We start from the raw sequence: 12,956 nt of genomic DNA, 5'->3' as shown, positions 1-12,956 counted from the left end.
CTGCAGTGCGTCTAACATATTGTGGATATTCGTTGCGTAGACGCACTGCAGTGCGTCTCTACGATATACTTTGTGTAAAAAACCTTTGTGTCTTAGCGCCTTCGTGGCAAAACAATCTATTTCGGGAAATCTTTACTCTGATAAGCGCCCAAATCTGGTGGAGAAGTTCTCATAATTCCTAAAATATCTGTCGGGATTATATATGCCTGATTCCCTTTCGCGAAAGCGGCAGAAGTTTTATCGATATTGAATTTATTCTGAGAAACATTGTAGAATTTCGGATTCTCATTCAGAATAATATTGGTATAATGTGCTGTATCGGTTTTAAATTGGTAATTCGGATCGGTGGTTGTGCTGCTGAATTTTAATAAACAATTATTCAACTGATAAACAAATGGCGCTTTTGTATTTTTATCTAAGTTAAATTCGTTTGTAGCCGAACCATATATAATACAATTGTTGAAAGTAGCCTGAGTAAGCGGATTGGTTTCTGGACTTGCACCTGCCAAAGAGTTGCTTAAATTTACCGCAAACGGAGAACTGCCCGACCAATTGTTATTAAATGTACAGTGTGTAAATTTATAATTTCCACCATAAATACAAGATAAACTTGATATTCCAGCGCGATTTATAACAATGTTTTCTCCTGTAATTTGTGCATTTTGAGCTAAAATCCCGTATTCCACACAATTATAAACTTGGATGTTTTTAATCTCAATCGGATTTTGTGCAATTCTGATATCTAAACCTGTTATAGCATTTTTTAAGGTCAAATGATTGATAAAGTGATTGGCACTTTCTTTCTCCAAAATAACCGATTTCCATTGTCCAGGAATATCCGAATATAGAGATTCTAAACGGTCTCCTTCGAAAATCACTTCATTTTCAAGTTTATCAGTTGAAGAAGCCGTTCCGTTTATTTGTAGCGATGCATTTTTGCCGACGTACAATCCGGAATTGGTGTGAAAATGAACTCTCGCGCCAGCTTCAAAAGTAACTATTTTGTTTTCTGGAACTCCGGCATAACCATAAATTACATAAGGTTTTTGCTTAGTGAAAAGAAGCTCATTTCCATTTACAGGATCACTTTCACTTAAATAAAACCCATCCACATCTTTGCCGTCGATTTTGATTTTTTCTTTGGTTCCATCAGGATTTTGGTTTGGATACAAGAAGACAGCATCCTGAATTAAAGTAACCAAAGCCACTTCTTGCAAATTGGCACCGCTGTCAAACTGAATTTCGTCAGTATATAAAAAATCAGTTGGATTGGCATCAGTAATATCGGCTGTGGTTTCTATAAAAATATACAAACTGTCTTTCGACAAAAGCGTAACATCTTTAAAAATTTTTCCATTTGCGCCACTCATTCCGTCAACTGTCATACGGTATTTAGAACTTAAACCTTTTTTAAATTGAATAATCGGAATAGAAATGTCATTTTTGCTTCGATTGTACACTTTTAATTGATAAGTGCTGGAACCAATATTTTTAAAAACAGTATCCAAATAAACAGTGTCTTTTGAAAACTTTAAATCTCCAGTACTGGCAACGGTGTCAAAGTCAGTTCGGCATGAGCTGAAAACTAAAATTAGACCAATAATGGAGAGTGCAAAGTATTGACGCATTGATTATTTAAGTTTTTATAGCCACAGATTAAAGGAATTAAAATGATTATTTTCCGCCAAGAATTTCACTAATTTCTCGAATTTATTTAGTACAAATTGGTGAAATTTGTGACATAAAATTAATCCATATAATCTGTGTAATCTGTGGCAAAAAAGTAAGCCAAAGATTTATTTTTGATTGTTTTTGTAAAAATAACAAAAAACCTACAGGTTTGGAGTCGAATTTTAATTTTTAGTCCCGAAATTTCGAGAGGATTTAGATTTATGTATTATCTTTCTTTAATTTTACGTTTTTAAAGTTTAGTTTAAATGAATCATACAAAAGAACAAATTTTGGCACGCTGTAATGAGTTTTCAAAAAACACATTAATGGAAACGCTGAAAATTGAATATATTGACGCCGGAGAAGATTTTTTAACTGCAAAAATGCCTGTAAATCCAAGCGTTCACCAACCAATGGGATTGTTGCACGGAGGTGCTTCTGTTGCTTTGGCAGAAAGCGTCGGCAGTGCAGCTTCTTTCTTTTTTATCAATCCGAAAGAGCAGGAGGTAAGAGGTATCGAGATCTCGGCAAATCACCTAAAAAGTATTCGTGAAGGTTATGTTTTTGGAACAGCCAGAATTATTCACAAAGGAAGAAGCCTTCATCTTTGGGAAATCAAAATTACCGATGAAGAAGGAAATTTGGTTTCGCTTTGCAAATTGACGAATATGGTTTTGGATAGAAAGAAAAGTGAATAAATTATGAATCCATTTTTCTTAAAAATTAAAAATCATAAAGAGCAAAATTTACCTTTTGTACTTTATTCAAAACCCAATTCAGAAAAATACATTGGGATTTTACAGCAAAATAATATTTTACACACGGTTTCAGATTACAGCGAAAAAGGATTTGTTTTCGCTTCTTTTGATGAAAAGCAATTAATCCTGATTCCTGAAAACGAATCGGAGATTATTACTTCTGAAAAAGAAAACACTTCATTTGAGCCAATCGAAATTGATGATTTGAGTTTTGATCCTGAAGCGAAATTTCAATATGAATATTTAGTAGCGCAAGGAGTTCAAGCTATAAAAAAGGAAGAGTTTAAAAAAGTAGTTTTATCCCGAAGTGAAGAAGTGCCTTTAGCAGCATTCGATTTTATTGAAACCTTCCAGCACTTGGTTCAGTTATATCCTGCAACTTTCTGTTATTGTTTTTTTCATCCTAAAATCGGACTTTGGATGGGAGCAACGCCTGAAAAGCTGTTGAAAGCAAATGGAAATGTTTTTGAAACGATGGCTTTGGCAGGAACGCAGAAAGATAATTTGCAAACTGAAATCGTTTGGCAGCAAAAAGAAAAAGACGAGCAACAGTTTGTGACTGATTTTATCGTGAAACGCCTTCGTGAATTTACAGCTTCGGTTGTAGTTTCTGAGCCTTACAGTTTAAAAGCAGGATCGATTTGGCATATTAAAACGGATATTTCTGGAGTTTTAACAGAGAATTCGACCTTAGAGGAAGTAATCGATACTTTGCATCCAACACCAGCTGTGTGCGGACTTCCAAAGAAAAAATCAAAAACATTTATCTTAGAAAATGAAAATTACGATCGAACTTTCTATACAGGTTTTTTAGGCGAATTAAACAGCACGTTTGCAGGAAATAATTCGAGTTCTGATTTATTTGTAAATTTACGATGTATGCAAATTCAGGAAGAAAAAGCGATTTTGTATATGGGTTGCGGTGTTACAAAAGAAAGTATTCCCGAAAAAGAATGGGAAGAAAGCGTCAATAAATCAATGACGATGAAGAGAGTATTGAAGAAATAGTTTAAAGTTTCAGGTTTCAGGTTACACGTTCTGCGGACAACTTGAAACTTGAAACCTGAAACAAAACAAACAAAAAACAAAAAACAAAAATGAAACTAGACATATTAGCCTTCGGGGTGCATCCAGACGACGTAGAATTAGGTTGCGCTGGAACCATTTTAAAAGAAGTTTCCCTTGGGAAAAAAGTTGGGATTGTAGATTTAACGCGTGGTGAATTAGGAACACGCGGAACGGCGGAAACCAGAGATCAGGAAGCGAAAGATGCAGCAAAGATTTTAGGAGTTGTTGCTCGCGAAAATTTAGCGATGCGCGATGGTTTTTTCGTTAATGATGAAAAACATCAATTAGAGGTCATTAAAATGATTCGAAAATACAAACCTGAGATTGTATTGTGCAATGCAATTGACGATCGCCATATCGATCATGGAAAAGGAAGCAAATTAGTTTCTGATGCTTGCTTTTTATCTGGGTTGATGAAAATTGAAACTTCGATTGATGGTGTAAAACAAGAAGCGTGGCGACCTAAGGTAGTGTATCATTATATTCAATGGAAAAATATCACTCCAGACTTCGTTGTAGATATTACAGGATTTGAAGAAAAGAAGATTGAAGCAATTATGGCTTATAAAACCCAATTTTACGATCCGAATTCGAATGAACCTGCGACGCCAATTACGAGTAAAAACTTTTTTGAAAGCTTAAATTATCGTGCGCAAGACTTAGGAAGGCTAGTTGGTAAAGATTTTGCAGAAGGTTTTACAGTTGAAAGATGTTTGGCAGTCAATAGTTTAGAAAATTTGATTTAATTTTTATGAAAATTTTTCATTTTTTTCTTTGTAGAACTCAACCTTTGTTCTATATTTGCACTCGCTAAGCAGAAAAATGGTGGTTGTAGCTCAGCTGGTTAGAGTAGCGGTTTGTGGTGCCGCGGGTCGCCGGTTCGAACCCGGTCAGCCACCCAGATAGAAAGCCTTGAAGAAATTCAAGGCTTTTTTTGTTTTTTGGCGAAAACAAAAAAAAACAAATTCCAATTTTTTGAAATTCCAAATTCCAAATTCCAGCTCACTGCAGTTTGGAATTTTTATTTTATTGGAATTTATCTTAAAGAGATTGGAATTTGGAATTTTAATATTGGAATTTAATAAAAAAGCACAACTGTCAAGTTGTGCTTTTTTGGTTGGTTATTATAATTGGTTTGTGTATTATCGAATTTCTTCAAATGTATTTCCTTGGTTTATATCTCCAGTTTTAAAACCTTTTTTAAACCAGTACATTCTTTGTTCTGAAGTTCCATGCGTAAAAGAATCAGGAACAACATGTCCTTGCATTTTGCTTTGAATGGCATCATCTCCAACTGCGTTTGCTGCACTTAAAGCTTCATCTATATCGCCAACGTCAAGATCTTTCTGGTTATCATGTGCCCAAACTCCTGCATAAAAATCAGCTTGCAATTCTAAGGCTACCGATAATCTATTGGCTTCAGCTTCGCTTTTTCCTTGTTGCATCTGACGCATTTTAGATGATGTTCCCGTTAAAGTTTGAATGTGATGGCCAATTTCATGCGCGATAACGTATGCAATCGCAAAATCGCCTCCTTTTGCGCCAAATTTGGTTTGCAGTTCTTCAAAAAAATCTAGATCCATATACACTTTGCGGTCGCCTGGGCAATAAAAAGGGCCAGAAGCAGAAGATGCTCCACCACAAGCGGTTTGTACAGCACCTTTGAAAAGAACTAGTTTTGGTTTTTCATAGGTCATTCCATTTTCGGCAAAAATCTTTGTCCATGTATCTTCATTGTAAGCTAGTAAAGTCCTTACGTACTCACCCATTTTTTTGTCTTCCTCGCTTAAAGGTGCAGCAGCTTCTGTTTGTTGTGATTGTCCGCCTTGCATTTGCTCTAAAATTGGGGCTATTTGCTGACCTGTTTCACCGCCAAACACATTTAGCAGTAAAATGATAATTCCAATAACGCCACCGCCGACTAGTGCTTTTCCACCGCCAGAAATTGATCGTCTGTCTTCTACATTATCACTTTGTCTTCTGCCTTGCCATTTCATAGTAAATTGTTTTTATACTTGTTATTTAAAACGTTGTACTAATTTATAGATTTTTTATGATAAATTTTTCAATTGCATCATTTAGTTTTTAGTAAAAGCATTTAACTGTAATTGCGATTGAAAACGAAATTACCCAAGCCATTTAACCAAAGCTTCTTCAACGCTTCCTTTCATAATGGGTTTAGAAATGTAATCGTCCATTCCGGCAGAAATGCATTTATTTCGTTCTTCTTTTTCAGCGCCTGCTGTCACAGCAATTATCGGCACATCACGTCCTTTTTTTGTATTTCGGATTGCTTTTGCCGTTTCATAGCCATTCATGATAGGCATCTGAATGTCCATGAAAATAATGGTCGGATTGATTTCTTCAAATTGCTGAAGAGCTTCATATCCATTTTCGCATTCAAAAATAAAAGCATTATTGTATAGGTTTCTTATAATTGTTTTAAGAAGAAGCATGTTTACCTTATTGTCTTCGACAATTAAAAAAGTAATATTGTTGCCGTTGTTTTCAATCTCGTCAGAATCCAAATGGATATTTAAGCTTTTAAGTTCGGCGTTGTATTTGTCATTAATGCTTTGATTGCTTGTTTTTAAATTTAAGTCAAAGAAAAAAGTGCTTCCTTCGTCAATTTTGCTTTGCAGCTGTAAACGGCTTTCCATTAAAGCCAGCAATTGATTAGATATAGTTAAACCCAATCCTGTTCCTCCAAATTTTCTAGTTGTAGAGCTGTCTTCCTGTAAAAAAGCCTTGAAAATTTTCTTCTGATTTTTTTCAAGAATTCCGATTCCCGTGTCAATTACAGCGAAACGTATCAAAGAGTTATTGTTGTGTTTCTTTTCTAAAACGGAAACATTTAGTTTGATTGAGCCTTCAGTTGTAAATTTAACTGCATTTGAAAGCAGATTAATTAAAATCTGTTTGAGGCGAACAATGTCTGTCCAAATGTATTTAGGAACGTCAGGATCAATGTTTAATTCAAGTTCCAGGTTTTTTTTATTGGACTCGTAAACAATTAAGTCAAAGACTTGACCTAGAATTTTTTTAATATCATATAAGTCAATAAAAAGTTCTAGTTTTCCTGCTTCAATTTTTGAGAAATCCAAAATGTCATTTATAATTTCAAGAAGAGAATGCGCCGATTGGTTGATGGTGGTCATGTATTTTTCTTGAATTTCTTCCAAATCCGTTTTCATTAATAAGTGTGTAAAACCAATAATTCCGTTTAAAGGAGTTCTGATTTCGTGAGACATATTAGCTAAAAAGTCTGATTTTGATTTGTTTGCGGCTTCTGCCAATTGTTTGGCTTTTATGGCGTCTTCTATTTCTTTTTTACTGGTAATGTCAAAATAAATTCCGCCGACAAATTCAATTTCATCATCTCGCTTAATTACGTCTCCAAATTCTTCTATCCATATAAACTCGCCACTTTTGCGCTGAATGCGATATACATTGTGCAATGGCATTCCGTTTTGTAGATTATCGATTTGATTGTTTATTACTTCATTTTTATCATCAGGATGAATTAACGACAGAAAGGATAAATTATTTTCAATAAACTCGGATTTTGAATATCCAGTAAGATTTAAAACTTCGTCATTTAAGAATATTTTGGTCGAAAAAGCATCAAATTTTGACAAATAAACCGTTCCAGGAATGTTGTTTGCAATCAGTTTGAATTTTTCTTCGCTTTCAATAATTTTAGTTTCATTTCGATTTCTTTCTAATGCAGATGAAATATTGTTTGCTAGTACCTGAAAGATATTAATTTCGTCTTCAGTCCATTTTCTTTCTGCTGTACAGTCATCAAAGCCTATAAAGCCGGTGAAAATATCATTAATATAAATGGGTAAAATAAGAATAGACTGAATTTCATTTTCGATCAGAAGTTTTTTAAAGAAGCTGTCATTCAGATTTCGCGTAATTGTATTTAATATTTTTCTTTGTGATGCGACATCGTAAATCTCTTGAAGATTTTCTTCGGTCATATGGCGCAATGGCGTAATCTGATGGGTAACGCCGTCACGTGACCACTTGTATTTTTGACTTACCGTATTGTAGATCACATCTTTTTCGTAGTAATACATATGATCTACCTTGGCTGCTTTTCCGATAATGTTGTACGTTTCCTGAAACATTTGGTGCGTCGTTTTGCTCAGTAAAAACTTTTCTGTACAAAGGGAAAGCGCAGACAAAAGTTGGCTTTTAAGTTCTAATTTTCTTTCTGCTTCCAAACGCATTTGAGACGAAATGGCAAGTGAAATTACATCAGAAATCGTTCTCGCGTAGTTAATATCCTCATTATCCCATTCTCTTTTTTGTTCCGTACTTTCAAAACAAGCAACACCTGCCAATTGCCCTGTTAAAAAAATAGGAACATCAAGCATGGACTTGATATTGTTTTTTGTGAAATAAAGTTTTTGAAATTCAGATGTTTCCAGTTTGTCGAATACGTCCGGCGCATTAATAATGGCTTTATTGTTTAACGTTTCAAAATAAATAGGATACGATTCTTTGTTTAAAATGTTTTTGTCGCTTAATCTTTGATTGTCTAGGCTGAAAAGGTTTTTGCAGGTAATCAAATCATCGTCGTATTTCCAGAAACTTACACGATTGGCATTGCTTACCGAAGCGGCTTCTTTTAGAATTAAATCAATAACCGTATTTAATTCGTCGTATTTGCTAAAATCTGTGGTAGATAGCTTCTTAGTAGAATTGTTATAGGCTTCAATTTTTTTAAGACGCTTTTTTTTCTCGTTTTCGATATTTTTTTTCTCGGTAATATCTCTCGCAATTCCGGAAAATCCAGCGGTTAGTCCGAGGTCATTCTTGCGAACGATAATTTTTTGAGAAATCCATATTTCATCGCCGTTTTTCTTTAAAATAGGGATTTCAATAATAGGATAATTGCTTTCGTTAAGCACTAGATTTTCGTAAAAATCAACAGCGCTATTAATGTAATTTTCGTGAATGAAATTAGAATAGTGCTTTTTGATTATTTCGTCTTTAGTATAGCCAAGCGTTGAAATACCAAATTCATTTATAAAGGTAAAATGACCGTCTGCGTCAATTTCAAAAATAATATCGGTTGCGGTTTGTATTAGGTTTTTATATTGATCCTGAACAATAACTTGCTCTGTTACGTCTTGTCCGATACTAATAATTAAGTCTTCTGAAAACTTTTTATCTTTCCATTGAATGTATTTGTATTCGCCGTTTTGGGCTTTTAATTTTTTGATGTAAAGCTTGTTTTCTTGATTCTTAATCGGATTTAATTTTTCATCGGATTTCGAATCTTCTGTTAATTCCCAAAATTTTAGTCCCATAACCTGATCAGGATGATATCCTAGAATTGGAGTTATAGTTTCACTGCAAAACAGTATTTCGCCCTTTTGATTGGAAGCTATAGTAAGTGAATTTCCTTTATGGACAATTTCGTTTGCAAACCTGAAATTGTCACGATTGTCTAACAAAACGGCATATTTTACCTGATTTATAATAAAAATCAGAATGCAAAAATTAAGCAGTAAGATGCAAGATTTTATTGGAATAAGCTGCAGGGCTAATGTTGTAAGTAGAAACGTAAAAGTTAAGCCAACAAAAAACCAGTAGATTTTTATGGGCTTGAGAATATTGTACGAAAAGAAAAAGGAAATCAAGAAAACGATAATAGGCACGACATCATTTTTCAAATTGATGATGTTGTAGGCAACGTAACTGATATAAATAAAGAAACAGAAAATAAAAATCTGCTGGATTTGATCTCGCACCCATTTGATTTTGTCTGTTATGGTGTAAATAATAAGTACCGCAACGCCAATAGAAACATTTGCTACTAAAAGACTTTTGGGTCTTATCTTGAAAATTTCATTTATTATTTCGATTACAATTACTGCAATTCCAAAAAATAAAATGTAGAGTTGGTATTCTCTTCCGGCTGTTTCTTGTTCTTTCTTTTTTTCGATGAAATATCCAATTTTAGCTTTAATTCTAAAAAAGTGATATACCAAGAGCGAAAGAAAGGCAAACAACGATAGACCTAAAACAAATAGTTTATGGTTGTTGTAGTATATAATATCGGAATTAAACACATACCATCCGGTCATAATTGATTCAAAGGCACTCCCAATAGTGGAAATTCCCGAAATAACCGAATTGAAAAAACTACAGTTTGCGGCCATAGAATTTGGGGTATGTTGGTTTAGTAAATAGCCTTTTGAAAATTCTTAAAGAGAAGTGGTTAGGGTCTCGGTAAATAAGAATTTTCGATTTTAATCTACATTGTATTTTCCAATTGAATCAATTGAATCTTCTTCTTCAGAATGTGTTCCAAAAATGGCAAAATAGGTTGCATATTGCATTGAACTATTAAAAACTACTGTAAAGATGATGCCTATGCAACATCCCACAAGTCCGACAAGAGCACCTATAAAACCAATAATGAAAAATCCGAATATATTTAGTGGATTTTTAGTAATTATTGAAATGCTTGATTTCAAGGATTCTATTGCATTTAGATTTCCAAAAATAATTAGTGGAGTTGACAAATAAACGAAATAGGTTATGATGTATGGTATTGCAAATGCTATTACATTTCCAAAAGGAATGTCTAAGCTTTTAATCAAATTTGAAAATAAGTTTCCAGTTATAGCGGTGATAAGAGCTGCAACAAATATTTGCCCAAAATATTTCCCTTTGTAGTAATAAAACATGGTAGAGACATTAAATTCAACGTCTTTATCTGCTGAATCTGCCATTTTTAAAAAGCCGGCACTAAATGGCGCTATAAATGCGGCTATTACAGAAAAGCCAATCGTTTGTATTAAAAGCTCGACAATTGTAAATTTTTGATTTGTTAATTCGGTCAGATAATCTTCTTTTAAACTTTCTATTCCAAAATAAGCAATCATTATTCCCATATAAAACATGACAATGACAATGGTAAAGACCAAAATGATAAGCCCAGAATAAAGCGCTATTTTTTTATAGTTTTCGAAAGCGTGATTAAAAACTGTAGCAAAATCAAGGGAAAAGCCATTTTTTTTAATGTCCTCAATTTGGTCAAGAGTCGATTTCATTTTTATGTAAGATTGTTTTATAGACTTGTAATATTTGAAAGGTATCTTGACGTAAATATAATATTTTTAATCAATTCCGTGTAAAAATCTACAAAACATTCCGAAATGTTTTTAACTGATTTATAGCCAGTCTAAAATTCGTTTTATGGAAGCCAATTTGTCTTTGTAAGGTGCATAGCGCAAAGGCAGATCCAGCCAATTTCCTTTTTTTACAATTGGTTTATGATGAGAAAATGTATCGAAACTGCGTTTGCCGTGATATGACCCAATTCCGCTATGTCCGACACCTCCAAAAGGCAGTCTGTTATTGGAAAAATGAATAACTGTGTCGTTAATGCATCCGCCTCCAAAAGAGTATTTTGAAATTAATTTCTGTACAAACGAATTATTTTCACTAAAAATGTAAAATGAAAGAGGTTTCTCATAACGGCTTACAACCTTTTCGATGTCATTTTCATTTTCGTAAATCAGAATTGGTAAAATAGGTCCAAAGATTTCTTCTTTCATAATCGGGCTATCCAAATCTGGTTCTTCAAGAAGAGTAGGAGCAATATACAGTTTGTTGGCATCGCTTTCGCCACCAAAAAGAATATGCTCGTTTTGAATCATATTGGTTAAACGATACCAATTTTTTGTATTTATAATTCGAGCAAAATCAGGAGATTTGTCTATTTTCTTTCCATACGCTTTTATGATCTCTTCAATCATATAGGAAATAAAATTGACTTTCATATTTTTCTGAATCAAAATGTAATCGGGCGCAATGCAAGTTTGACCCGCATTGATAAATTTCCCCCAAACAATTCTTTTTGCCGCTAGTTTTAAATTGGCTGTTTCATCAATAATGCAAGGGTTTTTTCCGCCCAATTCAAGCGTAACAGGGGTTAGGTTTTCAGCGGCGGCTTTTGCAACAATTTTTCCAACTGTGACACTTCCTGTAAAAAAGATATAATCCCATCGCTGAGCCAATAATTTATTAGAAACTTCAACGCCACCTTCAAAAACTTCTACATGATTAACATGAAATGTTTTTTCAATAATTTTTGCAATTATCGCCGATGTATGTGGTGTAAGTTCTGATGGTTTTAAAACTACTCGATTTCCTGCTGCAACTGCCGCAACCAACGGACATAAAGCAAGCTGAAAAGGATAGTTCCAAGGTGCAATAATTAATACTTCGCCGTACGGTTCTTTGTACAGATAATCGCTAGAAGGAAAGTTGAGTAATGATGGAAAAACGCGTTCTGGTTTTGCCCATTTATTAATGTTTTTTATAACATCTTTAAGTTCCGAAATAACATAATTTGTTTCGGTCAAAACAGCTTCAAACTCCGGCTTTTTGAAGTCATCGTATAAGGCTTTTACGATTAAGTCTTCGCTTTTCTGAATATTATATAATAACTTTTTTAGAGTTTCTTTTCGATATCCGATGTCGCTTTTAAAGTCCATTTTTCGATTAGCTTGTTTTATTCTATGCAAGTTAATCGATAAAATTTTAAAATTTAACAATTAAATCATAAAAATCATACAGCATTCCAAATAGGATCATCAGGAGTAGGAGCGATGATGGTGATATTTTCTTTAGAAACAGGATGAATAAAAGTAAGTTTTCGTGCGTGAAGATGAATTCCGCCATCAGGATTGCTTCGGTCCGCACCATACTTTAAGTCTCCTTTAATGGGAGATCCGATTGCGCTTAATTGCGCACGAATTTGATGGTGACGTCCTGTATGTAAATTAATTTCCAGCGCGGTGTAATTTTGAAGTTCCTTGATTATGGTGTAATCTAAACTGGCCAATTTACTGTCTGGAACTTCTTTTAAATGCGCCTTTGAAGTATTATTTTTTTCGTTTCTTTTTAAATAATGAACTAATTTGGCTTTTGCTTCTTTTGGTTTGTTTTTGACAACCGCCCAATACGTTTTTTTAGTTTCACGATTGCTAAACAATTCATTCATTCGTGATAAAGCCTTGCTCGTTCGTGCAAAGACTACAATTCCCGTTGTAGGTCGATCCAAACGGTGGATAACACCCAAGAAAACATCGCCAGGTTTATTGTATTTGGCCTTTATGTATTCTTTCACCACATCAGACAAAGGTTTATCACCTGTTTTATCTCCCTGAACAATATCACCAACACGCTTGTTAACCACAATAATGTGATTGTCTTCGTGAAGAATTTGTAAGTTGTCTTTATTAGAAACAATTTTCATTAAAAGAATTTTAGATTTCTGATTTTAGATTGAGTAGTTTGGCTAAAGCCCTTTGGAACGCCCCAAAAAGAGACCTCCAGCTAAAGCTGGAGGCAATTCATAATTTTTAAATCTTTGAGCCTTTGTTATTTTGTTACTTCAAACCTAAGAAAAAACTTAGCATCTCAGTA

General features: G+C 33.9%; 9 protein-coding genes and 1 tRNA gene. 4 read left to right on the top strand and 6 right to left on the bottom strand.

Annotated features, from left to right (window positions below):
• Window positions 1-116 precede the first annotated feature (116 nt).
• Window positions 117-1,628, bottom strand: coding sequence for a hypothetical protein (locus ABTV69_RS21330; protein WP_433832433.1), 1,512 nt, complete (start codon window positions 1,626-1,628; stop codon window positions 117-119).
• Between the two features lie 309 nt (window positions 1,629-1,937).
• Here ABTV69_RS21330 and ABTV69_RS21325 point away from each other — a divergent pair, with 309 nt between their 5' ends.
• The 4 genes from ABTV69_RS21325 (at window position 1,938) to ABTV69_RS21310 (ending at window position 4,396) form a co-directional block, all read left to right on the top strand.
• Window positions 1,938-2,369: a PaaI family thioesterase gene (locus ABTV69_RS21325; RefSeq protein WP_026730337.1), complete on the top strand. Its 432-nt coding sequence runs from the start codon at window positions 1,938-1,940 to the stop codon at window positions 2,367-2,369.
• A gap of 3 nt (window positions 2,370-2,372) precedes the next feature.
• Window positions 2,373-3,437 (top strand): chorismate-binding protein, encoded by a 1,065-nt coding sequence (locus tag ABTV69_RS21320; RefSeq protein ID WP_433832430.1) that lies wholly within the window; start codon window positions 2,373-2,375, stop codon window positions 3,435-3,437.
• Window positions 3,438-3,526: 89 nt separating this feature from the next.
• On the top strand, window positions 3,527-4,243 hold the full coding sequence (gene bshB1, locus ABTV69_RS21315; RefSeq protein ID WP_433832428.1) for a bacillithiol biosynthesis deacetylase BshB1: 717 nt from the start codon (window positions 3,527-3,529) through the stop codon (window positions 4,241-4,243).
• A 79-nt stretch (window positions 4,244-4,322) separates the two neighbouring features.
• Window positions 4,323-4,396: transfer RNA gene (locus ABTV69_RS21310), tRNA-His, on the top strand.
• Window positions 4,397-4,639: 243 nt separating this feature from the next.
• Here ABTV69_RS21310 and ypfJ read toward each other — a convergent pair.
• From ypfJ to ABTV69_RS21285, 5 genes are all read right to left on the bottom strand, one after another.
• Entirely contained in the window at window positions 4,640-5,494 is an 855-nt protein-coding gene (ypfJ, locus tag ABTV69_RS21305; protein WP_433832426.1) for a KPN_02809 family neutral zinc metallopeptidase, read from the bottom strand.
• 129 nt (window positions 5,495-5,623) lie between these two features.
• Window positions 5,624-9,676, bottom strand: a complete 4,053-nt coding sequence (locus ABTV69_RS21300) for a PAS domain S-box protein (protein WP_433832424.1) — start codon at window positions 9,674-9,676, stop codon at window positions 5,624-5,626.
• Between the two features lie 90 nt (window positions 9,677-9,766).
• Window positions 9,767-10,573 (bottom strand): hypothetical protein, encoded by an 807-nt coding sequence (locus ABTV69_RS21295; RefSeq protein ID WP_433832422.1) that lies wholly within the window; start codon window positions 10,571-10,573, stop codon window positions 9,767-9,769.
• Window positions 10,574-10,693: 120 nt separating this feature from the next.
• The gene (locus ABTV69_RS21290; protein ID WP_433832420.1) at window positions 10,694-12,022 is read right to left on the bottom strand and encodes an aldehyde dehydrogenase; all 1,329 of its coding nucleotides are present in this window, start codon (window positions 12,020-12,022) and stop codon (window positions 10,694-10,696) included.
• Between the two features lie 74 nt (window positions 12,023-12,096).
• Entirely contained in the window at window positions 12,097-12,786 is a 690-nt protein-coding gene (locus ABTV69_RS21285) for an RluA family pseudouridine synthase (protein WP_433832418.1), read from the bottom strand.
• Between the last annotated feature and the right edge of the window lie 170 nt (window positions 12,787-12,956).

The organism is Flavobacterium anhuiense, from assembly GCF_050990855.1.
In the GTDB taxonomy this organism is placed as follows: domain Bacteria; phylum Bacteroidota; class Bacteroidia; order Flavobacteriales; family Flavobacteriaceae; genus Flavobacterium; species Flavobacterium anhuiense_C.
Note: the sequence above shows the minus strand (reverse complement) of the source record. Positions and strands in the feature narration are given on the sequence as shown.

Excerpts from the sequence above, each read along its gene's own strand:
- ABTV69_RS21330 (WP_433832433.1), bottom strand. The coding sequence starts at position 1,628 with ATGCGTCAATACTTTGCACTCTCCATTATTGGTCTAATTTTAGTTTTC.
- ABTV69_RS21325 (WP_026730337.1), top strand. The coding sequence starts at position 1,938 with ATGAATCATACAAAAGAACAAATTTTGGCACGCTGTAATGAGTTTTCA.
- ABTV69_RS21320 (WP_433832430.1), top strand. The coding sequence starts at position 2,373 with ATGAATCCATTTTTCTTAAAAATTAAAAATCATAAAGAGCAAAATTTA.
- bshB1 (WP_433832428.1), top strand. The coding sequence starts at position 3,527 with ATGAAACTAGACATATTAGCCTTCGGGGTGCATCCAGACGACGTAGAA.
- ypfJ (WP_433832426.1), bottom strand. The coding sequence starts at position 5,494 with ATGAAATGGCAAGGCAGAAGACAAAGTGATAATGTAGAAGACAGACGA.
- ABTV69_RS21300 (WP_433832424.1), bottom strand. The coding sequence starts at position 9,676 with ATGGCCGCAAACTGTAGTTTTTTCAATTCGGTTATTTCGGGAATTTCC.
- ABTV69_RS21295 (WP_433832422.1), bottom strand. The coding sequence starts at position 10,573 with ATGAAATCGACTCTTGACCAAATTGAGGACATTAAAAAAAATGGCTTT.
- ABTV69_RS21290 (WP_433832420.1), bottom strand. The coding sequence starts at position 12,022 with ATGGACTTTAAAAGCGACATCGGATATCGAAAAGAAACTCTAAAAAAG.
- ABTV69_RS21285 (WP_433832418.1), bottom strand. The coding sequence starts at position 12,786 with ATGAAAATTGTTTCTAATAAAGACAACTTACAAATTCTTCACGAAGAC.